Source organism: Frondihabitans sp. GW821-FHT04F02, assembly GCF_059420045.1.
Genome location: NZ_JBWKSZ010000002.1, coordinates 327,800 through 350,957 on the forward strand (window position 1 = coordinate 327,800; position 23,158 = coordinate 350,957).

19 protein-coding genes are annotated in these 23,158 nt (G+C 70.2%); 12 read left to right on the forward strand and 7 right to left on the reverse strand.

Annotation, left to right across the window (positions count from 1 at the left end; translation table 11 throughout):
- Positions 1-32: 32 nt before the first annotated feature.
- Positions 33-1,325 (reverse strand): NtaA/DmoA family FMN-dependent monooxygenase, encoded by a 1,293-nt coding sequence (locus AC07TY_RS06720; protein ID WP_123505495.1) that lies wholly within the window; start codon positions 1,323-1,325, stop codon positions 33-35.
- 213 nt (positions 1,326-1,538) lie between these two features.
- On the opposite strand from AC07TY_RS06720, the gene AC07TY_RS06725 reads away from it, so the two are divergent.
- Together AC07TY_RS06725 and AC07TY_RS06730 are read left to right on the forward strand one after the other, a co-directional pair.
- On the forward strand, positions 1,539-2,444 hold the full coding sequence (locus tag AC07TY_RS06725) for a GntR family transcriptional regulator (RefSeq protein ID WP_158614179.1): 906 nt from the start codon (positions 1,539-1,541) through the stop codon (positions 2,442-2,444).
- A complete protein-coding gene (locus tag AC07TY_RS06730) occupies positions 2,431-3,087 on the forward strand; it encodes a UTRA domain-containing protein (protein ID WP_123505493.1) in 657 nt (218 codons plus the stop codon). Before AC07TY_RS06725 ends, AC07TY_RS06730 begins: the two co-directional genes overlap by 14 nt.
- A 73-nt stretch (positions 3,088-3,160) precedes the next feature.
- Here AC07TY_RS06730 and AC07TY_RS06735 read toward each other — a convergent pair whose 3' ends face one another.
- A complete protein-coding gene (locus AC07TY_RS06735) occupies positions 3,161-4,753 on the reverse strand; it encodes an ABC transporter substrate-binding protein (RefSeq protein WP_158614178.1) in 1,593 nt (530 codons plus the stop codon).
- Positions 4,754-5,134: 381 nt separating this feature from the next.
- Here AC07TY_RS06735 and AC07TY_RS06740 point away from each other — a divergent pair, with 381 nt between their 5' ends.
- Genes AC07TY_RS06740 through AC07TY_RS06755 form a run of 4 tightly spaced genes read left to right on the forward strand, consistent with a single transcriptional unit; the run spans position 5,135 to position 8,784 of the window.
- Entirely contained in the window at positions 5,135-6,004 is an 870-nt protein-coding gene (locus tag AC07TY_RS06740; RefSeq protein ID WP_123505489.1) for an ABC transporter ATP-binding protein, read from the forward strand.
- Positions 6,001-6,801: an ABC transporter ATP-binding protein gene (locus AC07TY_RS06745; protein WP_123505488.1), complete on the forward strand. Its 801-nt coding sequence runs from the start codon at positions 6,001-6,003 to the stop codon at positions 6,799-6,801. Before AC07TY_RS06740 ends, AC07TY_RS06745 begins: the two co-directional genes overlap by 4 nt.
- Positions 6,794-7,834, forward strand: a complete 1,041-nt coding sequence (locus AC07TY_RS06750) for an ABC transporter permease (protein WP_123505487.1) — start codon at positions 6,794-6,796, stop codon at positions 7,832-7,834. The genes AC07TY_RS06745 and AC07TY_RS06750 overlap by 8 nt, the downstream gene beginning before the upstream one ends.
- On the forward strand, positions 7,834-8,784 hold the full coding sequence (locus AC07TY_RS06755) for an ABC transporter permease (protein ID WP_123505486.1): 951 nt from the start codon (positions 7,834-7,836) through the stop codon (positions 8,782-8,784). Before AC07TY_RS06750 ends, AC07TY_RS06755 begins: the two co-directional genes overlap by 1 nt.
- Before the next feature lie 202 nt (positions 8,785-8,986).
- Here AC07TY_RS06755 and AC07TY_RS06760 read toward each other — a convergent pair whose 3' ends face one another.
- Positions 8,987-10,273, reverse strand: coding sequence for an NtaA/DmoA family FMN-dependent monooxygenase (locus AC07TY_RS06760; protein WP_494784784.1), 1,287 nt, complete (start codon positions 10,271-10,273; stop codon positions 8,987-8,989).
- A gap of 168 nt (positions 10,274-10,441) precedes the next feature.
- Here AC07TY_RS06760 and AC07TY_RS06765 point away from each other — a divergent pair, with 168 nt between their 5' ends.
- On the forward strand, positions 10,442-10,951 hold the full coding sequence (locus AC07TY_RS06765) for a MarR family winged helix-turn-helix transcriptional regulator (RefSeq protein WP_123505484.1): 510 nt from the start codon (positions 10,442-10,444) through the stop codon (positions 10,949-10,951).
- A gap of 74 nt (positions 10,952-11,025) precedes the next feature.
- Positions 11,026-12,396 (forward strand): outer membrane protein assembly factor BamB family protein, encoded by a 1,371-nt coding sequence (locus tag AC07TY_RS06770; RefSeq protein ID WP_494784785.1) that lies wholly within the window; start codon positions 11,026-11,028, stop codon positions 12,394-12,396.
- 25 nt (positions 12,397-12,421) lie between these two features.
- Here the strand turns inward: AC07TY_RS06770 and AC07TY_RS06775 are convergent, their stop codons facing one another.
- Positions 12,422-13,831: an aspartate aminotransferase family protein gene (locus tag AC07TY_RS06775; protein ID WP_488624699.1), complete on the reverse strand. Its 1,410-nt coding sequence runs from the start codon at positions 13,829-13,831 to the stop codon at positions 12,422-12,424.
- Between the two features lie 87 nt (positions 13,832-13,918).
- The gene (locus tag AC07TY_RS06780; RefSeq protein ID WP_494784786.1) at positions 13,919-14,515 is read right to left on the reverse strand and encodes a TetR/AcrR family transcriptional regulator; all 597 of its coding nucleotides are present in this window, start codon (positions 14,513-14,515) and stop codon (positions 13,919-13,921) included.
- 88 nt (positions 14,516-14,603) lie between these two features.
- Between AC07TY_RS06780 and AC07TY_RS06785 the strand changes: the two genes are divergently transcribed.
- Positions 14,604-17,660 carry a glycoside hydrolase family 2 TIM barrel-domain containing protein gene (locus AC07TY_RS06785; RefSeq protein ID WP_494784787.1) on the forward strand — a complete coding sequence of 1,019 codons (3,057 nt, stop codon included), beginning with the start codon at positions 14,604-14,606 and terminating at the stop codon, positions 17,658-17,660.
- A 104-nt stretch (positions 17,661-17,764) separates the two neighbouring features.
- Here the strand turns inward: AC07TY_RS06785 and AC07TY_RS06790 are convergent, their stop codons facing one another.
- Together AC07TY_RS06790 and AC07TY_RS06795 are read right to left on the reverse strand one after the other, a co-directional pair.
- On the reverse strand, positions 17,765-18,751 hold the full coding sequence (locus AC07TY_RS06790; RefSeq protein WP_494784788.1) for a CU044_5270 family protein: 987 nt from the start codon (positions 18,749-18,751) through the stop codon (positions 17,765-17,767).
- Between the two features lie 19 nt (positions 18,752-18,770).
- Positions 18,771-19,325, reverse strand: coding sequence for an RNA polymerase sigma factor (locus AC07TY_RS06795; protein WP_494784789.1), 555 nt, complete (start codon positions 19,323-19,325; stop codon positions 18,771-18,773).
- 183 nt (positions 19,326-19,508) lie between these two features.
- On the opposite strand from AC07TY_RS06795, the gene AC07TY_RS06800 reads away from it, so the two are divergent.
- The 3 genes from AC07TY_RS06800 to AC07TY_RS06810 all read left to right on the forward strand — a co-directional run bounded on the left by AC07TY_RS06800 (position 19,509) and on the right by AC07TY_RS06810 (position 23,129).
- Positions 19,509-20,930, forward strand: a complete 1,422-nt coding sequence (locus AC07TY_RS06800; RefSeq protein WP_494784790.1) for a reverse transcriptase family protein — start codon at positions 19,509-19,511, stop codon at positions 20,928-20,930.
- A gap of 56 nt (positions 20,931-20,986) precedes the next feature.
- Positions 20,987-21,595, forward strand: a complete 609-nt coding sequence (locus tag AC07TY_RS06805; RefSeq protein WP_494784791.1) for a TetR/AcrR family transcriptional regulator — start codon at positions 20,987-20,989, stop codon at positions 21,593-21,595.
- 106 nt (positions 21,596-21,701) lie between these two features.
- The gene (locus tag AC07TY_RS06810) at positions 21,702-23,129 is read left to right on the forward strand and encodes an aminobutyraldehyde dehydrogenase (RefSeq protein WP_494784792.1); all 1,428 of its coding nucleotides are present in this window, start codon (positions 21,702-21,704) and stop codon (positions 23,127-23,129) included.
- Positions 23,130-23,158 lie beyond the last annotated feature (29 nt).

Sequence of the window (23,158 nt, forward strand, 5' to 3'; positions counted from 1 at the left end):
GGGGGTGTCCTTTCGGGTCGGCGGAAGGCGGGTCAGTAGGCCAGGAGGTTCTCGCGGAACGTGGCCTTGTCGTACGACGGGCGGATCACGCCGCGCTGGCGGAGGGCCGGGGCGAGGCCGTCGGCGATCTCGGTGATGTTCTTGCGCGTCACCGGCATGGCGATCAGGTAGCCGTCGCCGCCCGCGTAGTCCATGTGCTCCTCCATCTCCTGCGCCACCGACTCCGGTGTGCCGACGAGACGGACCGACTCCTGCGTGCGGTGGTTCATGACCGCCTCGCGGATGGTGGCGCCCGAACGTGCCCAGTCGTTCATCGTCGACTGGTGGCCCTCGTTCTTCGAGAGGTCGGGGAAGGGGGCGTCGTAGTCGAACTTCGACCAGTCGGTGCTCGTGAAGTACGAGAAGCCGGCGACCTGCGCATCGATGTTGGCGGCGGTCGCGTCTTTCATCGCCTGGTCCTTCGCCTCGGCCTCGCCCTTCGAGTCGGCCATGATCGGCGACACCAGGTAGAGCACCTTGACGCCGTTCGGGTCGAGGCCCAGCGCCTCGCGGCGGGCCGTGATGTCGTCGCGGTACGCCTTCATCTCCTCGACGCCCTTGACCGCGGCGATGATGGTGTCGGCGTTGCGGGCGCCGAACTGGCGGCCGACGTCCGAGCCGCCGGCCTGGCAGATGACCGGGTGGCGCTGCGGGCCGGGGATCGTGTTGAGCGGGCCGCGCGAGCGGTAGTACTTGCCCTCGAAGTCGACCGTGTGCACCTTCGTGTGGTCGGCGAAGACGCCCTGCGCCTCATCCATGAGCACCGCGTCTTCGTCCCACGAGTCCCACAGCGCCTTGACGACGTCGACCCACTCGTTGGCGCGGTCGTAGCGCTCGTCGTGGGGGATCAGGTCTTTGAGGCCGTAGTTCTGCATGGCCGACTTGTTGCTCGACGTCACCAGGTTCATGCCGACGCGGCCCTCGGTGATGTGGTCGAGCGTCGAGAACAGGCGCGCCGCCATGAACGGGTGGTAGAACGACGTCGAGATCGTCGCGACGATGCCGATGTGCCGGGTCGCGTTCGTCAGCAGGGGCACTAGCGGGATCGGGTCGAAGCGGATCGTGCCGCCGCTCTTCACGCTCGACTCGAAAGTGCCGCCGTGGACGTTGGGGAGGACGGAGGAGTCCTCCATCATCATGTAGTCGAAGCCGGCGCGCTCGAGCGAGGTCGCCATGTCGATGAAGAGCTGCGGGTTGCCGACGTCGCTTCCGACGTTGCCCGACCAGCGCTGATTCCAGTTGTAGACGCCGAACCCGGTGCCCATGAACCATCCCATGTGAAACATCTGCGTGCCCTTTCGTTCAGGAGTCGTCGGCGACCGGAGCCGAAGACGACCCGTGCCTGTGGAACCAGTCAAGGGGCGGCGTATTACAGCCGCGAACGGGGCGTATTTCTCGCGTATTACGCTGTCGAGTCGATTTGACGTCAGGTGTCGCCCAGATGCGAAACCGGCCGTACGGTGGGTCCACTCACGCAAATAGGGATGGTGCGACCGACTATGTCCTACACGTTCAACGAGCAGCGGGCGGCGCAGTTCCAGAAGCAGCGCCAGCTCCAGCAGGCCCCTCTCCACACGTCCTCGCGACGCACGTACGAGCAGCTCCGGGCGAGCATCCGCGCGGGCATCGCCGACGCCGAGAACAACCGCTTCCACGAGCTCAGCATCTCGAAGGAGTTCGGGGCCAGCAGGAACTCCGTCCGGGTGGCGCTGTCGATGCTGGTCGCCGACGGTCTGATCAGCCGGGCGCCGCGGCGCGGAACCCTCCTGACCAACCGGATCGTCGACTTCCAGGTCGACCAGGTGCTGCCGCGCGACTTCACACCGCATCCGCAGGACGACGCCTACGACCTCGGCGTCGTGACCCTGCAGGACGGCGTGATCCCGACGCCCCCAATCGTCGCCGACCTGATGGGCGCGCCGGCCGACTACACGCTCAGCTACGTCCAGCTCGGTGTCTACGGCGACTCGCCGATCTTCCTGCGCACCGGCGTCGTGCCCCTGCTGGAAGACCCGCAGAACTTCGTCGACCGCGTCGAGTCGTTCGAGACGACCGCGACCAACAACCACCCCCTGGCGATGCCCGAGATGAGCAATCCGGCCGAGGCGCTCGAGGTGACGGCCACGATGCGCCGCACCTTCAAGGAGGAGTTCGGCAAGCTGTACGGCTGCGCCTTCGGCTTCCTGCGCAACCGCGTCGAGGTGGTCGGCGCCGACGAACGCACCGCCCGCCTGCTCGGCGTCGAGGAGGGCTCCCCGCTGCTCCTTCGCCAGCAGTACAGCTACGACATCCAGGGTCGCGCCCGCGAGTACAGCTTCACGCACTTCCGCGGCGACCGGTCGACCCTGTCGAAGACGCAGGCGCACCTGCACTCCGAGCCGGAGAAGACCGATGACGCCGAGTGATGCCCAGCCCGTCCCGCCGTCCGAGCTCGTGCAGCGCCGCGCCCAGGCGTGGATCTCGCGCATCGCGGCCGACACCGGAGACGACCTCGCACCCGAGACCCCGACACCGGGGCGCAGGATCGAGCCCGAACCCCTCGTGGTCATCCCGTTCGGCGCTCACACCGACCACCAGCGGCTCCTCCTCGACACGGGCGAGGAGGCCGAGGTGCGCCTCCGCGTCATCGAGCACGCCCTGGTCTCGTCGTCGCCGCTGATCCGCGCGCGCATGCACACCGATCAGGACACCGTGGCGATGCTCGAGCAGCACGCCACCCTCGACGACGAGCCCCTGTTCGTGCGCGTCTCGTACCATCTCTCGAGCGACCTCGACCCGATCTCGCGCGCCTGGAGGGCGCACGTCCCCGGCGCCGACGTCGGCACCATGGGCGACCTGTTCCGCCGGCTGTTCGGGCGCGAGCTGGCCCGCACCGAGTCGAGCGTCGAGGCCGTGCGCAGCGACGCGCGGACGGCCCTGTCGCTGCGAGTGCCGGTCGGCAGCCCGATGATCCTGCGCGAGATGGTGCTGACGGCCGACGACGGCGTGGTGCGGGAGCTGAGCTTCACGCACTTCAGGGCGGACCGCGTGGCCTTGCTCGCCGACTGACCGCAGTTCCTGCGCGAGAGGAACACGAGAAGGCCCCCGCCGCTGGTGCAACGGGGGCCTTCTGCTGCGCGGGTCAGTCCTTGGTCATGACCGAGAGGTCCACCGCGTGGTCGAGACGCCAGGTCCAGCCGTGGAGCTTGGACGAGACGGCCGAGTCGGAGGCCGGCTGCGCGATGTAGATCGCGGCGATCTGGTCGCCGAGCCAGCGCTTCTCGGCGGCATTGTAGGCCTTGCCGCCCTCGTCGGTCAGCGGGTCGGGCACGTCGTTCGCCGTGGCGAGCAGCTTCGCGAACGTCGGGTCGTCGTACTGCGAGTAGTTCGACGACGAGCCGGGCGTGGTCTGCAGGCCGAGCTGGTAGCCCTGCGAGAGCGCGAGCGCCTCACCGGTGAACAGGCTGGCCTCGGTCTGGCCCTTGGTGCCGCGCTCCTGAGCCTGAGCCGTGGGGACGGAGTCGACGGTGATGTCGAATCCGGCGGCCTCGGCCGAGCTCTTGATCGCGACGGCCGTGTCGACCATCGCCTGGTTGTCGTTCGCGACCGTCAGCGTCACCGGGATGTTCGTCGTGTAGCCGGCGGCCTTCAGCACCTTCTTCGACGTGGCCGCGTCGTAGCTGTAGTCGGGCAGGCCCGAGCCGTCGTAGCCGGGAGCGCCCGAATCGAGCATGGTGTTCTTCTTGGTCGCTCGGCCCTGGAGCACCCCGTCGATGACCTGGCCGTAGTCGATCGCCGTGGTGAACGCCTTGCGCACCGCGATGTCTTTGAACGGGCCGGTCTTCACGTTGAGCTGGATCGCGACGTAGCCGTTGCGGGCCTTCTTCGGGACCAGGACGCCGGAGTCCTTCTCCAGCGACGCCTGGTCGGCGGGCAGGAGCCCGAGAGCCACGTCGGCGTCGCCGTTCTTGAGAGCCGTGGCCCGGTTGCCGGCATCCGCGACGACGCGCTGGATGATCTTCGTGATGGTGGGGGTGTTGGCGAGCCCGGTGTCGGTGCGCGCCTCGAGCACCATCTCGGAGCCTTCGGTGACGCTGGCGACCTTGTAGGCGCCGAAGCCGAAGTCGAAGCGGCCGGACGAGAACTTGGTCGCGTAGGGGTCGTCCTTGGTGACGTGCTTCTTGAGGAACGTCGAGTCGTAGATCTGGCCGACGATGTCGCTGAGGTTCGACAGCAGCGTGAAGCCGTAGGCGGCCTTCGCGACCGTGAACTTCACCGTGTACTTGTCGGGCGCGGTGATCTGCTTGAGGTCCGTGAGCGCCGGCGTGATGACGTAGGGCACGATGCTGGTCGCGGCCTTCATCTTGCGCTCGAACGACCAGAGGACGTCTTCGCTCGTGAGCTCGTTGCCCCGCTGGCTCTTCACTCCGTGACGGAGGTTGAACGTGTAGGTCAGGCCGTCCTCCGACTTCGTGTAGCTCTTGGCGAGGACGCCGGTGAAGTTGTAGATGTCCTGGTCCTGGGTGTCCTTCTGGTCGCCCGCGACGTACTTCTGGGTGATCAGGTCGTTGAACAGGTAGTCGCCGGTGTCGAAGTAGCCGGCGGTCAGCGCGAAGCTGGTGTCGAAGCTCAGCTGGGTGGCGAGGGCGGGGAGGACCTCGACGACGGTCTTGCCGGTCGTCTGCTTGGGCGCGAGGTTGCTGCAGCCGGTGAGGACGAGGACGGTTGCGGTCACGGCCGCCGCGGCGGCTAAGAGCCGCCGGTACGAGGGCCGCGTATTTCGAGAACGACTGCTACTGAACACTGCGTACTCCAGGTGTGTGAGGGGGGAGGTCTCCGCAAGTGTCGAAGTCGGCTGTTTCAGCCGATGACGCCAATCGTTTCAGTCTGATTTCGCTAGGGCGGCGTAAGCAAAGTCGGCGATTGTTTCGGCCCCGGGTCAGGACTTTTCGCCAGGGTGGCGAAATGTCACCGTAATGATCCGCGGGTCGATTCGAAACACCCGTCGCCCAGAATTGTCCCACGTTCGCGGGGCCCGCCGAACGATCTCGTCTAGTGACTCGGGCCCCGGTCCGATCCCTCGACGAAAGGCACGATCGAGCATGAGAGCACACCGATGAGCGCAGAGTCCCTCCTCGACGTCAGGAATCTGAGCATCCAGTACCCGGGCACCCCAACGCGAGCGGTCGACGAGGTCACCTTCCAGATCGGCCGCGGCGAGGTCGTCGCCCTGGTCGGCGAGTCCGGCTCGGGCAAGTCGACGCTCGCCCGAGGAGTCGCAGGACTCCTGACCGACGAGCGCATCGACGTCACGAGCACGGCGCTGACCTTCGACGGCGCCCCCATCGAGCGGAACGCCGGCGCGGTCCTCCCCGAGCGCATCCCCGGCATCACGATGATGTTCCAGGACGCCTCGACGTCGCTCGACGTGGTGTGGAGCGTGGAGGACCAGCTCGTCGCGATCCTCCGCAACGTCGAGCGCATGTCAAAGAAGGCGGCGCGCGTGCGCGCCATCGACTGGCTCGACCGCGTCGGCCTCGCTGACACCCAGCGCGTCATGAAGGCCAAGCCCTACGAGCTGTCCGGCGGCATGCGCCAGCGCGTGATGCTCGCCCTCGCTCTCGCCTCAGCCCCGCGCCTCCTGATCGCCGACGAGCCGACCAGCGCGCTCGACGCCTCGCTGTCGCGTCTGTCGATGGAGCTCATGACGAGCCTCACCACCGAGCTCGGGACGGCCCTCCTGATCGTGAGCCACGACATCGCCATGTGCACCGAGTTCTCGGATCGCACCTTGGTCATGTACCACGGCGCCCTCGTCGATCAGGGCGCATCGGCGACCCTGACCGAGACGGTGACGCATCCCTATGCCCGGGGCCTGCTGGCCTGCGTGCCGACGTTCGAGCACCTCGACGACGACGAGCTGCCGACGCTCGACCTCTTCCTCACCGCGTCGACGAGCGCCGCCAAGCAGGGGGCCGCCGCATGAACGCCGCCGAGTTCGTCCTCGAGGACGTCGCCAAGCGCTTCGGCTCCGAGCGCCGCGGCCACGTCGCCGTCAAGGGCCTCACCGACCGCTTCTCGAACACCCAGTCGGTCGGCATCATCGGCGAGTCCGGCTCGGGCAAGTCGACGCTCGGACGCATGCTCTGCGCGCTCGAGACCGCCACGAGCGGCTCGATCCGCTTCAACGGCGAGGAGATCGCCGACATCCGCGCGTCGAAGCCGAAGCTGATTCAGTTCCGCCGCGACGTTCAGCTGATCGGGCAGGACACCACGTCATCGTTTGATCCTCGCCACTCGCTGCGCGAGTCGATCATGTACCCGGCGATGAGCCTCACCGGGCTCAGCCGCAAGGAGGCCTACGAGAAGACCGACCAGGTCGTCGAGCTGCTCGGCCTCAGCCCGAAGATGGCCGATCGCCCCTCCGAGGGGGTCTCGGGCGGTCAGCGCCAGCGCTTCGCGATCGCGCGGGCCCTGATCGTCGAGCCGCGCATCCTGGTCTGCGATGAGGTCGTGTCGGCCCTCGACGTCTCCGTGCAGGGCGGCATCCTGAACTTCCTGAAGACGTACCACCGCGACCGCGAGGCCGGCATCATCTTCATCTCGCACGGTCTGCCCGCCACCTCGTTCATCTCGAGCGAGCTGCGGGTCATGTTCCAGGGCGAGTTCGTCGAGGCGGGCTCCACGCGCCGCGTCGTCACGGAGCCCGAGGCCGACTACACGAAGAAGCTCCTCGCGGGCTACCGCGCCGTGCCCGAGACCCTGGAGGCCGAAGTTGCCTGAGTTCCTGTCGCGGCAGCGCTGGTGGATCACCCGCGTACTGCTCCTGCCCCTGCACCTCTTCGTGTTCGCCATCATCACGTTCCTGCTGCTCCGCCTGGTCCCCGGCGACCCGGTGGCGAGCGTTCTCGGCCCGAACTACACCCAGGCGGCGTACCTGACGATGCAGAGGGCCCTGGGGCTCGACGGCAGCGTCTGGTCGCAGCTGGGCCGCTACATCGTCGAGATCCTGCACCTGGACTTCGGCAGCTCGATCCAGACCGGCCGGGCCGTCATGAGCGAGATGGGCACCCGCCTGCCGGGAACCCTCGAGCTCGCCGTCCAGGGCCTCTTCTTCACGGTGCTGCTCAGCCTGGTGCTGTCGTACGTCGCCGTGTTCCACCCCAAGACGGTGCTCGCGAGGATCGTGCTGGTCTACTCGCGAGCCGCGGGCGCCCTGCCCGAGTTCGTGCTGGCGGTGTGGGCGCTGTTCGTCTTCTTCACCGTCCTGCACGTCGCGCCGGCTCCGCTCGGGCGCCTGTCGACCGACCTGCCCACGCAGACCGTGATCACCGGGTTCCCCTTCCTCGACACGCTGATCCAGGGCTACACGGCCGGTGCGATTTCGATGGCGGCCCACCTCGTCCTGCCGATCGCGGTCATGGCCATCGCGTCGTCCGCCGTCGTCATCAAGGTGCTGGTGTCGAGCCTCCAGGGCGCGATCCAGGATCCCGCCACCGCGTTCCGCATCACCACCGGCAGCGGCCGACGCGCCACCGTCCTCAGCGTCTACCGCCGCGCGGCCCCCGCCGTCGTCACCCTCGTCGGCCAGATGTTCGGCTACCTCGTCGGAGGAACCATCGTGCTCGAGTCGCTGTTCGGCTTCGCCGGCCTCGGCTCGTACGCCGTGAAGGCCGTCCTCTCGACCGACTACCCCGCGATCCAGGGCTTCCTGCTCGTGGTCGCCGGGATCACCCTGATCGTGTACATGATCGTCGACCTCGCGGTCATGACGGTCGACCCCCGGCGCCGTCCGGGCTCAGTAGGGAGCAACTGATGACCACCGCCACCCTGCCGCTCACCGCGGCCCGCGCCGAGCGCCGCAAGTACTCCGCGAAGCTTCCGCGCCGCCGAATCGACTTCCTGCTGCTGCTGCCGTCGCTCCTGATCGTGCTGCTCGCGATCGTCGGGCCCTTCCTCACGCCGTACAGCGCCACCACGATCTCAGGCGCGGTGTCGTCGGCCCCGTCGATGGCGCATCTGTTCGGAACCGACAGCGTCGGCCTCGACGTGTTCTCCCGCGTGATCGGGGCGGCGCGCTACAACCTCGTCATCGCTGTCGCCACGACGCTGCTCTGCACGGTCATCGGGGTCGTCTTCGGCCTCGGGATCGGCTGGTTCGAGTCGGCACGCGGCGCGGCCGGCCTCGTCGCGCGCGGCACGACGCGCCTGTTCGACCTCCTCCAGGCGGTGCCGGCCATCCTGCTCGGCCTCGTGATCGTGTCGTTCTTCGGGGCCAGCGTCATATCGCTGACCGTCGGCATGGCGATCATCCTCGCGCCGATCCAGATGCGGCTCGTGCGCATCGAGGTGCTCCGCGTCCGCAAGGAGGCCTACCTCGACGCCGCCCGCATGGCCGGCCAGAACGAGCTGAAGCTGCTGGCGCGCCATGTCCTGCCGAACTCGATCTGGGTGGCGCTCGAGAACATGTCGTTCCTCTTCGCCACGAGCATCCTGCTCACCGCCGCCCTCGGCTTCGTCGGAGTCGGACTCCGCCCGCCGACGCCGGAGTGGGGCTCGATGATCTCGTCGGCCACGAACGACGCGCTCACCGGGCGCTGGTGGTCGGCGGCGTTCCCGTCGATCGCGATGATGATCACCGTCTGGGCCTTCTCGAACGCGTCGCACGCCCTGTTCGGTCGGATCGCGCCGAAGAAGCTGGCGGCCGCGGCGGCGTCGTCGTCGCCCGTGGTTCCGTCGTCCGAGGCGGCTGCCGAGGCGCGCTAGCCCCTCCCGGCGGGCGCCCCACGGCGGGCACCGCGTCGGCGGGCGTGCGTCGGGTTCGGCGGGTCTCCGCCCGCCCGCCGACGCCTACCAGCCCCCGCCGACGCGGGGCGGCCCTGCACGCACGGGGGCGCGCCGGCGCCGAGCCACGGCGGGAGCCCTCCGCCGGGCCGGACGGCAGCGGGCCCCCGTGTTGACGGTCGGGCTAGAAGGCCTGCAGGTTCTCGCGCAGGGTCGTGCCGCTGTACTCGCTGCGGATCAGCCCGCGGCGACGCAGGGCCGGCGCGAGCCCGTCGGTCACCTCGGTGATGTAGCGGCGGGTGAGCTGGCCGGCGATCAGGAAGCCGTCGCCGCCGACCTCGTCCATGGCCTCGCCCATGACGGCGGCGACCTCGTCGGGTGTCCCGCTCACCTCGAGCGAGCCGAGGCGGACCGGCCGCGAGGCGATCTCCCGCAGCGTCGTCTCGGGGTTCGAGCCCTGCAGCATGCCGAGGGTCGACGACGACGCGGCGTTCGTCTTGATCTCGGGCAGGGGGGAATCCAGGTCGAACTGCGAGAAGTCGATGCCGCTCGACCACGACAGACGCGAGAGGGAGTCCTCGATCGTCGTCGCGTCGATGCGCGCTTTCTTCGCCACGGCCTCCTCGTGGGTCTCGCCGAGCACGGGCGAGATGGTGAACAGGATCTTGACGTCGCTGGGCTTGCGGCCCGCGGCGATCAGCCGCTCGTCCATGTCGGCGCGGTACTCCTTCATCGCCTCGATCCCCGGTACCGATGCGACGACCGTGTCGGCGTACTTCGCGGCGAGGCTGCGGCCCGCAGGCGACCCGCCGGCCTGGCAGACGATCGGATGGCCGCCGGTCGGGGCGATGGTGTTGAGCGGTCCGCGCGACTTGTAGAAGCGGCCCTCGAAGTTCACCGGGTGCACCTTGGTGTGGTCGGCGAAGACCCCCGACTCGTGGTCGCCGACGACGGCGTCGTCCTCCCAGGAGTCCCAGAGCCGGCCGACGAGGTCGATCCACTCGTCGGCCATCTCGTACCGGAAGTCGTGCTCGTAGTGCTCGTCCCGGCCGAAGTTCTGAGCCGTGCGGACGTTGTGCGCGGTGACCAGGTTGACGCCGGCGCGGCCGTCCGACTGCAGCGCGAGGCTCGACATCAGGCGCGCGGCGGCGAAGGGCGGGTAGTAGGGAGTTGCGAGCGTCATGATGACGCCGAGGTGGCGGGTCGCGTCGAGCAGCAGCGGCACCAGCGTCGCCGGGTCGAGCTTCGGCGCGTGGTTGGCCTTCTCGAGGTAGTAGCGGCTCGTGCCCTCGAACGCATCGGGGATGAAGGCGCCGTCCTCGAGCATCATGTAGTCGAAGCGGGCGCGCTCCATCGCCTTCGCGAGCTCGATGTAGAGGTCGGGCTTGACCCAGTCGCGGGCCGCCTCGCCTGACCAGTCCTTGGCCCAGCTCGGGACCGAGTAGTTCAGAAACCATCCCATGTGGAACATTCGCGTCTCCATCCGGGCGCGGCGCCGTGCCACGACCCTCCATCAGCCAGTACAGGGGCGGCGCATTTCACGGTCGTGACGCCGGAGTAACGGCTGATTGCGCTGGGGGTTCGCTGATTGGGGCCATCCCCCGGCCAGTGCACGGGCACTCCGCAGTATTCTCGGAGCATGACCACGAGCAGCGACGAGGTCGACCTGCTGATCGATGCGTGGGCCGGTCAGCTTCCCGAGACCGACTTCTCCCCCCTCGACGTGATGTCGAGGCTCCGGCGCGTCTCGTTGCGGCTCAACACCCTGCGGGCTCAGGCGTTCAAGGGCGCCGGCCTCGCGATCTGGGAGTTCGACGTGCTCGCGGCCCTGCGCCGCGCCGGCGAGCCGTTCCAGCTCAGCCCCGCCCAGCTCGTCAAGGTCACGATGGTCACCAGCGGCACCCTGACCAACCGGCTCGATCTGCTCGAGGAGCGCGCTCTCGTGGAGCGCCGCAAGAACCCGGAAGACGGCCGCGGTGTGCTCGTCTGCATGACGCCCGTCGGCCGCGAGATGGTCGACGAGGCCATGCTGGCGCTCGTCGCCGAAGAGGAAGTGCAGCTCGGGCCGCTCTCCCGCAGCGAGCGCGCCCAGCTGATCGAGCTGCTCCGGCGGCTCGGCGACGGCTTCGCGCCGGGCGATCCCGCATAGGCGCGACCGACCCGAGCGGCGCCGGAGCGAATCCGAGAATATGATCGCCTCATTGTCTTAGATGAGGAGTTCTCGTGCACCGTCGCACACCAGTTGAGCCGTCCGTCCGACCGACGAGAGCACGTCGCGGATGGGCCGTCCTGACCATCGCCCTCGCGGTGTCTCTCGCGGCCGCCCTCGCTCCCGGGGTCGCGAGCCCGGCTGCGGCCGCCTCCCCTCCCGATCAGTGGACGGGCGTGTACGGATCAGCCGGGAGCAGCTCGACGAATACCGGCGAGCACGTCCTGACGGCCGGCAATGCGGGAAAGATCACGCAGGCCTTCGCCGCCACGAACCGGACCGGCGGCTCGTACCCGCCGGTGGTCCTCGGCGGTGTCGTGTACACCGTCGGGGGTACCACGTCTCCGCGCTTCTACGCTTCGTCGCCCAGAACTGGCAAGGCCCTCTGGAGCATGGCCCTGCCCTACGCCGTCAGCTCCTACGGGTACGGCATGACCGGAACGGGATCGACCGTCCTGATCTCGTTCGGAACCTCGCCCGCAGGCGGGGTCCTCGTCGTGGATGTGGCGAAGCACGCGATCACCGCTCGGGCCTTCCTGCCGAAGGCGACGACCCCTGGCGCGGACCGCACCTATCCCGGTACTCCCACGACGGACGGCACCCGCGTGTTCCTCTTCGGCTCGGGCTACCCCGTGCTCGCGTTCTCGGTGAAGTCCGGCAAGCTCCTCTGGAAGCACTCGTACACGCCGAACAACAACGACGGCATCGACTTCGTCTACGGCTTCGCGGTCGGCGGCGGAACCTTCTACACCAGCGGCGGCGAAGGCCTCGTCGCGTACAGCGCGACCACCGGCCGCAAGAAGTGGACCAGCGACCCGGCATTCTCGTACGGAACCCCGGTGCTCGCAGGCGGTCGCGTCTTCGTCAACGTCTCCGACGCCGTCGCCGCGTTCCCGGCGGCGGGGTGCGGCGCCGCCTTCTGCAAGCCCCTCTGGTCGACCGCGGTCGACAGCTACGACTCCGACATCATCGGGATCGCGGGCGCCGACTCGACGAACCTGTTCATCACGTACCGCACGTCTCACGAACCCGACCCGGCGAAGTGCGAAGCGCGGTTCGCCGGACACATCGCCCGACTGTCGGCGTCCACCGGCACGGTGAAGTGGCAGACGGAAGTCGGCGACTTCGCCCAGGGCATGGTGCGCGGCGGCGATGTGGTCTGGATCGTCAACGAGTACGGCGAGTTCCAGAACGGGACGTGCGTCGGCGACCAGTACCGCCTCCTCGCCTACTCCACGACGGCCACCGCCACGGCCCCCCTCGCGGCGCTCCCCATCGACAGCGCGTACTTCTACTACCCGCAGACACTCGCCGTCGCCTCGGGCACCGTGTTCCAGAGCCCGAACTCGTCGACCCTGGTCGGCTACCGGGTTCCGGGCACGTGACGCGGCAGGCGTCGGCCTCCGGGAATCAGACCAGGGCCTGGGCCTGCTGCAGTGTTCCGCGCAGGATCTGCTCCATCTCGTCGAACTCCGCCTGGCCGGCGATGAGCGGCGGCGCCAGCTGGATCACCGGGTTCACGCGGTCGTCGGGCCGGCAGTAGAGGCCGTTGTCCATCAGCGCCCCGGGCAGGAACTGCTTGATCAGGAGCTCGCGCTCGGCGGCGTCGAACAGCGCCTTCGACCCCTTGTCGCGAACGAGCTCGATCGCCCAGAAGTAGCCGTCCCCGCGGACGTCTCCGACGATGTCGAGGTCCTTCAGCTTCGAGAGCGTCGCGCCGAACGCCGCCTCGTTGTCGAGCACGCGCTGATTCAGGCCTTCACGCTCGACGATGTCGAGGTTGGCCAGCGACACGGCGGCCGACACCGGGTGACCGCCGAAGGTGTACCCGTGCGGGAAGAAGTCGGTGCCCGTCAAGAACGGCTCCATCACGCGCTCGTTGGCGATCATGGCTCCGATGGGGCCGTAGCCGCTCGACATCCCCTTGGCGCACGTGATGATGTCGGGCTCGTAGCCGAACTTCTCGCAGGCGAACATGGTGCCGTGGCGGCCGAACGCGCAGATGACCTCGTCGCTGACGAGCAGCACGTCGTATCGGTCGCAGATCGCGCGCACCCGCTCGAAGTACCCGGGCGGCGGGGTGAAGCAGCCGCCGGAGTTCTGCACGGGCTCGAGCACGACGGCCGCGACGGTGTCGGCTCCCTCGAAGAGGATCGCCTCCTCGATGCGGTTCGCGGCCCACAGCCCGAAGGCCGCCTCGTCGCCGCCCCACTCGTCGGAGGCCCGGTAGAAGTCGGTGTTCGGAACGCGGAAGCCGCCCGGTGCCAGCGGCTCGAACGCCTGCTTCATGGCGGGCAGGCCCGTGATGGCGAGGGCTCCGTGCGTGGTGCCGTGGTAGGCCGACATGCGCGAGATGACCTTGTGCTTCTGCGGCTTGCCGGTCAGCTTGAAGTACTGCTTGGCGACCTTCCACGCGCTCTCGACGGCCTCGCCGCCGCCCGACGTGAAGAAGACGCGGTTGAGGCTGCCGGGGGCGTAGTGGGCGAGGCGCTCGGCGAGCTCGATGACCGGACGGGAGGTGGTGCCCCAGTTCGGGAAGTACGCGAGCTTGGCGGCCTGGTCGGCGGCGGCGCTCGCGAGTTCCTGCCGCCCGTGCCCGGCCTGGACCACGAACAGGCCGGCCAGGCCGTCGAGGATCCTGTGGCCGCGGTCGTCCCAGAGGTAGGCGCCCTCGGCGTGGTCGATGACGCGCATCGGCTTCTCCTGGAACGGGGCCATGCGCGAGAAGTGCATCCACAGGTGGTCGCGCCCGGCGGCCTCCAGCGGGGTGAATGCCGAGGGCGTCTCGGTCGTGGTCGGCGCCGCGTCGGTGGTCGTCATGGCGACCATCGTGCCGGGCCGTCACCGTGGGCCCCATGGCCGATTCGTCACTCGGGCGCCGTTGCAGTGCCGGTTCGGCGCAGGAACTCACCCGACGTCGTCGCGCAGCACGAGCGACAGGTAGTGCCGCAGCGCCGCCCATACGTCGACCTGGCGGGGGTCCATGGTCCACTGCAGCTGGATGCCGTCCCACAGCGCCACGAAGCCGGCGCCGGCGAGCTCGGGGTCGACGCCGTCGCGCAGGAGCCCGCGCTCGGCGAGGTCGCGGAACTGACCGGCGAACAGCCCGCGCGTGCGCCGGAACCGCTCGACGAAGTAGTCGTGCGCCGGGTGCGTCTGTCCGGTCGCCTCGGCGCAGAGGGTCGTGTAGAGCTCGATGATGCCTGGGGTGCCCGTGTTGTGCGCGACCTGCGCGCGGGCCCCGTCGACGAGTCCGAGCCCGGCCTTGATGTCGTCGCCGCGCGCATCGCGGTCGGCGAGGACGGCGAGCAGCAGGTCTTCTTTGGCGGGGAAGTGGTGGAGCACGGCCGACTGGCTGACCCCGGCGGCGTCGGCGACATCCTGCACGCTCCCGGCCCGGTACCCCTGAGCCGCGAACACCTCGCGCGCGGCGTCGAGGATCGCCGTGCGGCGGGCGGCGCTCTTGGCGTAGGGGCCGCGGACGCCGGTGGACCGGGGGCTCACGGCAGTTCCTGCGGGGGCATGAAAGGAGTGTAACCACTCTCCTTTCATGCTAGCGTCGCACCACGCACCGATCGAAGGAGATTCCCCCGTGAGCAGCACCCCGGCCTACGTGACCGACATCGTCCCGGGCAGCGTGCTCACGCCGAGCGGCCGTGCCGTGCCGGCGCGGTCGTGGCTGCACAGCGACGCGCCCCGGGCCGATCTCTCAGGACGGTGGGCGTTCCGGCTGCGGCCCCGCGCCGACGGTGACGACGCGTTCGCCGCCGACGGCTTCGACGTCTCGGGCTGGAGCACCATCGCCGTGCCGTCGCACTGGGTGCTCGGTGGCGACGGCGCCGAACCGGCGGGCGAGGACCGCGGTGCGCCGATCTACACCAACGTGCAGTTCCCGTTCCCGGTCGAGCCGCCGTTCGTGCCCGACGACAACCCGACGGGCGATCACGTGAGGGACTTCGAGGTGGGGCCGGAGTTCCTGCGCGCCGCCTCCCAGACGCTGCGCTTCGACGGAGTCGAGTCGACCTTCAAGGTCTGGCTCAACGGGGCTCCGGTCGGCACCGCCGCCGGCAGCCGCCTCGCGCACGAGTTCGACGTGACGGGGCTGCTGCGCGAGGGCGGCAACCGCATCGCCGTGCGCGTGCACCAGTGGTCGGCCGCGTCGTACGTCGAAGACCAGGACCAGTGGTGGCTGCCCGGCATCTTCCGCGAGGTCACCGTCGAGGCCCGGCCCGCGGGCGGCATCGACGACGTCTGGCTGCGCACGGCCTGGTCGGCTGCCGACGGGGCCGCGCTCGATCCCGAGGTGCGGGCGGCCGACGACGCCTTCCCGGTGACGCTCACGATTCAGGAGCTCGGGGTGGCCGTCGAGTGGGCCACCGCCGCCGACGTCGCGCCGTTCGCCGTCCCCGGCGCCGAGCCCTGGTCGGCCGAGTCGCCGCGCCTGTACGAGGCCGTCGTCACCGCGCGGGGCGAGACGGTCACGCAGCGCATCGGGTTCCGGACCATCCTGATCGACGGCGACCGGCTGCTCGCCAACGGCCGCCGCCTCGTCTTCCACGGCATGAACCGCCACGAGGCGCACCCCGACCGCGGCCGCGTCTTCGACGAGGAGCACGCCCGCGCCGACCTCGCGCGGATGAAGCGCTTCAACGTCAACGCCATCCGGACCAGCCACTACCCGCCGCACCCGCGCCTGCTCGACCTCGCCGACGAGCTCGGCTTCTGGGTCGTGCTCGAGTGCGACCTCGAGACGCACGGCTTCGAGCGCGGCGGCTCGCAGACCGGCCTCGAGGGCTGGGGCCCGCGGCCCGCCGACGCCTGGGTCGACAACCCGAGCGACGACCCGCGCTGGCGCGACGTCTACCTCGACCGCATCGAGCGCACCGTCGAGCGCGACAAGAACCACGCGAGCATCGTGCTCTGGTCGCTCGGCAACGAGGCGGGCACCGGGCGCAACCTCGCCGCCATGAGCGCCTGGGTGCACGACCGCGACCCCGAGCGGCCGGTCCACTACGAAGGAGACCTGCAGGGCGCCTACACCGACGTGTACTCGCGCATGTACTCGTCGATCCCCGAGACCGAGTCGATCGGCCAGGACTCCACCGAGCTGCTCCACCTCGCGAGCGCCGCCGAGTCGGCCCGCCTGCGCACCCGCCCCTTCCTGCTCTGCGAGTACGTCCACGCCATGGGCAACGGCCCGGGCGCCATCGACCAGTACGAAGACCTCGTCGACCGCTACCCGCGCCTGCACGGCGGCTTCGTGTGGGAGTGGCGCGACCACGGCATCCGCACACGCACGGCCGACGGCGCTGAGTTCTTCGGATACGGCGGCGACTTCGGCGAGGTCGTGCACGACGGCAACTTCGTGATGGACGGCATGATCCTGAGCGACGACACGCCGACGCCCGGCCTGCACGAGTGGGCCGCGGTGGTCGCGCCGTTCCGCTTCGCCTTCGCTGACAGCGAGAGCGCAGGAACGCGCATCACCGTCTCGAACCACCGCCACTCGAGCGACTCCTCCGACGTCCGCCTCACCTGGCGGCTCGAGGCCGACGGCGTCGTCACGGCGTCCGGCGACCTCGACGCCGGGATCGTCGCGGCGGGGGAGTCGGTGAGCGTCGACCTGCCGGCCGGCGCCGTCTCAGGAGAGACGTCGTCGCCGGGCGGCGAGACGTGGCTCACCGTGTCAGCCGTCCTGAGCGACGACACGGCGTGGGCGCCGGCGGGCCACGTGCTCGCAGCCGCGCAGCACGACCTCACTCCGCCCGCGCCCCGGCGTCGCCCCGCGCGCTCCGGCGGCGACCTCCTGCCGGCCGCGTTCGACGCCGACGGGGCCCTCGGCGCTCTGGCCGGGCTCGCGGCGTCGGGCCCGACGCTCTCGGTGTTCCGGGCGCCGACGGACAACGACAGTCTCGGCCACGGCGGCAGCTACGACATCGCCGGCGTCCTGCCGAACCTCGGGCGCGGAGTTCAGGCGTTCTCGCTCGCCGAGCAGTGGGAGGCCGCCGGGCTCCACCGCATGACGCCGAGAATCCTGAGCTCGGAGTCCGGCCCGAGTCGCGTCGCCCGCCGCACCCGCTGGGCCCCCGCCGGATCGCGCCACTCGATCACCGTCGAGACGGTCTGGGAGCCGTACGGCGACGACGTCCTGCTGACCGCGCACATCGCGCCGTCGGCCGGCTGGGACCTCGTGCTGCCCCGCCTCGGCCTGCGATTCGACCTGCCGGCCGAGGTCGAGACGGCGTCGTGGTTCGGCACCGGCCCGCTCGAGTCGTACCCGGACAGCCGGCGCGCAGCCCTCGTCGGGCGGTACTCGGCGCCGATCGACGAGCTCGGGGCCGGCTACGCCCGCCCGCAGGAGACCGGACACCGCTCCGAGTTCAGGACGCTCGACCTCGACGGCGCCATGCGGATCACCGCGCTGCCGGACCACCGCGGCCTGCCCGGCTTCACCCTCGCGCGGCACACCGCCGAGCAGGTCGCCGTCGCCGGTCACCCGCACGAGCTGCCGCCGTCGACCGCGACCCACCTCTACGTCGACGCCGCGCAGAACGGCCTGGGCTCGCGGGCGTGCGGCGTCGACGTGTGGCCGCTCTTCGCGCTGCGGCCCGAGGCCCGGACGCTGCGGCTGGTCTTCGGGCGGGCCTGAGCCCGGCGGCGAGTTCCTGCGCCCGTCGCCTCGGTTCGTCGCCGAGAAGCCCCGATCTGGGCAGATGGCTGCTGCCATCGCCCAGATCGGGGCCTCTCGCCCAATCAGGGTGCGGTGTCGGCGACCGACGTCGTCACAGCGGTGGAGTCCCAGACCGTCCCCGCGGGCAGGGGGCCGTACGCTTGCGCCTCGATGACACGCGAACCGATCAGCTGGCCGGTCGCCGGGTCGATGATGATCTCCTGGTGCTCGCCCCCGCGGTTGGGCTCGGAGCGCCCGATCGCGATGCCTGTGCGGCCATCGACGGTGGCGGCGTCATCGGTCACCTCGACTCCCGGGAGCAGTGCGAGCATGCCGTAGATCGCCGAGCGGAGCTTCGCGGTCGCGGTCCCGCTCGTCAGCACCTCGGTCGCACGCACCATCGTGTCCTCCTCGCGGCTGGCGGATCCGCCGGTGTAGTGCGAGTCGAAGTAGGTCAGGAGCGCGTGAGGCTCGGTGGGCATCGCGTCGAGTCCCTGGACCGACCACGGGGTGCCGTAGAACTCCCCGTCTCTGGCGTGCCACGTGCCCTCGGGATAAGGCGTGCCGTTCTTGTCGTACTCGGCCTTCGCGGCGGCGGCATCGGCCGCGGGCAGGAACGTGGTCGGAGCCTCGGTCTTCCTGACCAGGACCCAGTCGGATGCAGGGTCGGCGGGGATGTAGAGAGTGCGGGTCTCCATGATCTGGACGCCGTACTTCGCCGGGCCGTCGTCGGTGACGCCGTACTGGCCGACGCTCGTCTCGACGGTGACGACCTTGACGAACTGGCCCGGCTTCACGACGGGGTCGCTCTCGCCGATGGCTGTGACGGCCGCGTGATGCAGCACCCCGGCCGCCTCGGCCGAGGCGCCGTGGCCTGCCGTCCCCGGAACGCTGACGCCGAGCACGTTGGCTGCCACCAGGACGGCCGACAGGACGAGCACGGCGCCGGCCGTCGCCGCTCCCGCGCGGCGGACGCGGCGCCGGGTGCGGGTGACGTCGATGACGGTGGAGCGGATGGGACGGAGCGCCTCGTCGAGTGCGGCGCCGTCGGGCGGTGCGATGGAGATCATGATGGACCTTTCAGAAGCGTCAGTCGGCGCGCAGGGCGCGGAGTCGGGAGCGGGTGCGCTGGATGCGCTTGCGGGCGGAGGCCGCGGTCAGGCCGAGCAGCATCGAGGCGTCCTCGTAGCTGCGGCCCTCGATCAGGCACAGCTGGCAGAGCCGGCGGTCTATCTCCGAGAGGGCCGCGATCTCGTCGCGAACCCAGGTCAGCTCCTCAGCGGCGGCCTCCTGGTCGATCCGGCGGTGCCAGGTCGGGTCGCCGACAGACGCCTCGGCGAGCTCGTCCGTGCGGAGCCGGCGTCGCTGTCGGTTCAGGTTGAGAGACACGTTGCGGCACGTGGTCAGCAGCCACGGAACGACGGAGCTGTCGACGATCCTGATCATGGCGCGGCGCCGCCAGGCCACGAGAAACGTCTCTTGAACGAGGTCGTCGGCGTCGGACCGGACGTCGGCGAGTCCCCAGGCGTACCGGTAGACGGTGCGCGAGTGTCGGTCGAACAACGTCGCGAACGCCTGCTCGTCGCCCCGCTGGGCCAGCTGGACGAGCTCATGCTCGTCGGTGTCGTCTCGTGGTCTCTTCACGGTCACCTCCACTCATGAGGTGTCTGGGGAGAGCCCAGTGTGACATCGGGCGGCGGCGGGTTGCGGCTGGCCGGGGCACGGCTTAGCGTGAGCGTCGTGCGGCGACCACCGGACGAGGCAGACCGCGTTCGATGAGCGCGGTTCTCTCCGGGGCTACCCCGGGGGACGAGGATTGACCACGACATGACACCGCGAGAGGCGAAGCGCGCTTCGCGCACCCTGCCTCCCGCACCGGTCGATGAGTCGTCCGGCGGTCGCCTGCACGTTCGCGGCGGGCAGCCCTCCGGGGCCTCGCCGTACGAGGTGGCCGTGGTGCTGGCCGATGCCTTCGCCGCCGCACCCGGGTGGGACGTCCGCAGCCTGTCGGCGGCAGGCACCGCGGTGTTCGGGTCGGGCCGGCGCTTCGTGCCGCTGGCGGTCCTCGGCGTCCTGCAGGCGCTGCCCCGGCCGCTCCTCGACTCGCCGCGCACGACGGCACGGCTCATCGTGGCCCTGCCCGGCTTCGTCGAGGCCGTGCGGCGCAGCGCCGAACGAGCGCCGGTCGTCGTGCTCTCGCGCGAGGTCGTCCCCGTCGCCGCTGTCGGGCCCGGCCCACGCGTCGACACGGTCGCCGACCTCGCGCGCCTCCTCGGCGTGACGGTCGGCCGCCTGGAGTGGTTCGCCGACACGAAGGGGTGGAACCGACGCGCTCCCGCGGGCCCCCTTCACCACTACCGCTACGAGTGGGTCAGCCGCCCCGGGCGCACGCCGCGGCTGCTCGAGGTGCCGCTCGGCCTCCTGAAGACCGTGCAGCGCACCGTGCTCGACGAGCTGCTGGCGCCGATGCCGCTGCACGACGCGGCGCACGGCTTCGTCCCGGGCAGGAGCGCCGTCACGGGCGCCGCACTCCACACCGGGCGCGAGGTCGTGCTCGCCCTCGATCTGGTCTCGTTCTTCGCCGTCGTCAGCGCCCGCCAGGTGTACGGGCTGTTCCGCCGCGCCGGCCTCGCTGAACCTGTCGCGCACGTCCTGGCCGGCGTCTGCACGCACGCTGTCCCCGTGCATGTGCTCTCGGCGATGCCCGACGGAGGCTCCTCGACCGAGCGGTTCGAGCTGCGGCGCGCGCTCGCGGCGCCGCATCTGCCGCAGGGCGCGCCGTCGTCTCCCGCGCTCGCGAACCTGAGCCTCGCCGGCCTCGACCGGAGGCTCGACGGCTGGGCGCGTGCGTCGGAGGCCGTGTACACCCGGTACGCCGACGACCTGTCGTTCTCGGGCGACGGGGAGCTGGGCGGGCGAGTTCCTGCGTTCCTCCGGGGTGTCGAGCGAATCGTCGCCGACGAGGGGCACACGGTCAACGCGAGGAAGACGCGCGTGCGGCGGGCCGGGGTGCGCCAGACCGTGACCGGCATCGTGGTGAACCAGACGACCTCGCCGGGGAGGACGGAGCACGACCGGCTGAAAGCCATCGTGCACAACTGCGTGCGGCACGGACCTGCGTCGCAGAACCGCGACGGGCACCCGGCGTTCCGCGAGCACCTGCTCGGGCGGATCGCCTGGGTCGAGCAGCTGCATCCGGCCCGGGGAGCACGGCTGCGGACCGAGTTCGATCTCATCCGCTGGGACTGAGCACCTCGCCCGCTTGGGGGACTGTCGAAAACGGCCGGGTCGCTTAGCCTGTCAGGATGACATCCAGCGTTCTCACCGAGACTCGCAAGGCGATCGACGACGCGGCGCGCGACATCGCTCTCTCGACCGGTCTCTCGACGATCACGCTCCGACGCCTCTGCGCGGTCACCGGCCTGACCCCGGGTGTCGTGGCTGCCGAGGAGCCGTCGATGCACGCCCTCGTCGCCCGGACCTTCTCGGACGTGGCCCGCGCCGACTTCGTGGGCATCACCACGGCAATGGCCGCCGAGGCGACCCCTCTCTCGGCCCTCCGGGTTCTGGTCTCGGCCGTGCTCGTGACCGACGACAGCCTCGACAAGACGATCTGGGCCGACGCCTGGAGCGTGGGGCGCCACAGCGAGTTCGTGGCGACGGCACTCCGCGAGCGGCTGCACGAGTGGCAGGACACCCTGGTCGCCCTCCTGATCGCGGGCACCGCGTCAGGCGACTTCTCGGTCACCAACCCGGGGCTGGCCGCCCGCCAGTTCTTCGCCCTGATCGACAGCACCACCGTCTACGGGCTGGTGGGCTACCTCGACGAGCACGAGCGCGTCGAGCTGTTCACCCGCTCGCTCGAGGTGAGCATCGGCCTCGCCGCCGGCACTCTCGCCCCTAGAGCTTCCTGAAATTCAAGGAGATTCTCGCCAGCCGCAACGGCCTCAGTGCGATCCGGCGCTGCGCGTGCCGAAAAGTCCTTGAATTTCTCGGGTGGGGCATCGATAGGGTCGGCCCATGGCCACCCTCCGCAACTTCATCGACGGCGAGTACGTCGACGCCACGGGCACCGACTCGTTCGCCCTGATCGACCCGGCGACCGAAGACACCTACGGCATCTCGCCGGTGTCCGACCGCGAGACCGTCGACCATGCCTACCGCGCCGCCGCGACCGCGTTCGAGACCTGGGGCGAGACGACCCCGGCCGAGCGGCAGCTGGCGCTCTTCCGCATCGCCGACGCGATCGAGGCGCGGGCCGACGAGTTCGCCGACGCCGAGTCGACCGACACCGGCAAGCCGCGCGCGAGCCTGGTGGCCGACGAGATCCTGCTGTCGGTCGACCAGATCCGCTTCTTCGCCGGCGAGGCCCGCCACCTCCAGGGCATGAGCGCGGGCGAGTACATGCCCGACCACACGTCGTTCATCCGCCGCGAGCCGATCGGCGTCGTCGGCCAGGTCACGCCCTGGAACTACCCGCTCAACATGGCGGTGTGGAAGTTCGCCCCGGCGCTCGCCGCGGGCAACACCACCGTGCTGAAGCCGAGCGACACCACGCCGCTCTCGACGCTGCTGCTCGCCGAGGTCGCCGCGGAGTTCCTGCCCCCGGGCGTTCTCAACGTCATCACCGGCGACCGCTCGACGGGCGCGGCGATGATCGAGCACCGCACCCCGCAGCTCGTGTCGATCACCGGCTCGGTCCGGGCGGGCATGGCGGTGGCGCGCTCGGCGGCCGACGACCTGAAGCGCGTGCACCTCGAGCTCGGCGGCAAGGCGCCCGTGATCGTGTTCGACGACGCCGACGTGGCCCTGGCGGTCGAGGGGATCGTGTCGGCGGGGTTCTTCAACGCCGGCCAGGACTGCACGGCCGCGACGCGAGTGCTCGTGCAGGCGGGCATCGCCGACGAGTTCACGCAGGAACTCGCAGCCCGCACCCGGAGCCACGCCCACGTCGGCGCCCCGGCCGACCCGGGGGCCGCCTTCGGTCCCGTGAACAACGCCGCCCAGCTCGCCCAGGTGCAGGGGTTCCTGTCGCGCCTGCCGGACCACGCCGTCGTCGAGGCCGGGGGCCACCGTCAGGGCGACGTCGGGTTCTTCCACGAGGCGACGGTGGTCTCGGGGCTCCTTCAGGGCGACGAGGCCGTGCAGCAGGAGATCTTCGGGCCCGTCATCACCGTGCAGCGCTTCGCCGACGAGGCCGAGGCCCTGGCGCTCGCCAACGGCGTCGAGTACGGCCTCGCCTCGAGCGTCTGGACCCGCGACCACGCGCGGGCCCTGCGCTGCGCCAAGCGCCTCGACTTCGGCTGCGTGTGGATCAACACGCACATCCCGATCGTCGCCGAGATGCCGCACGGCGGCTTCAAGCACTCGGGATACGGGAAAGACCTGTCGTCGTACGGCTTCGAGGACTACACGCGCATCAAGCACGTGATGTCGTACATCGGCTGAGCCGGTCGTTGCCGGCGCCATCAGCCCAG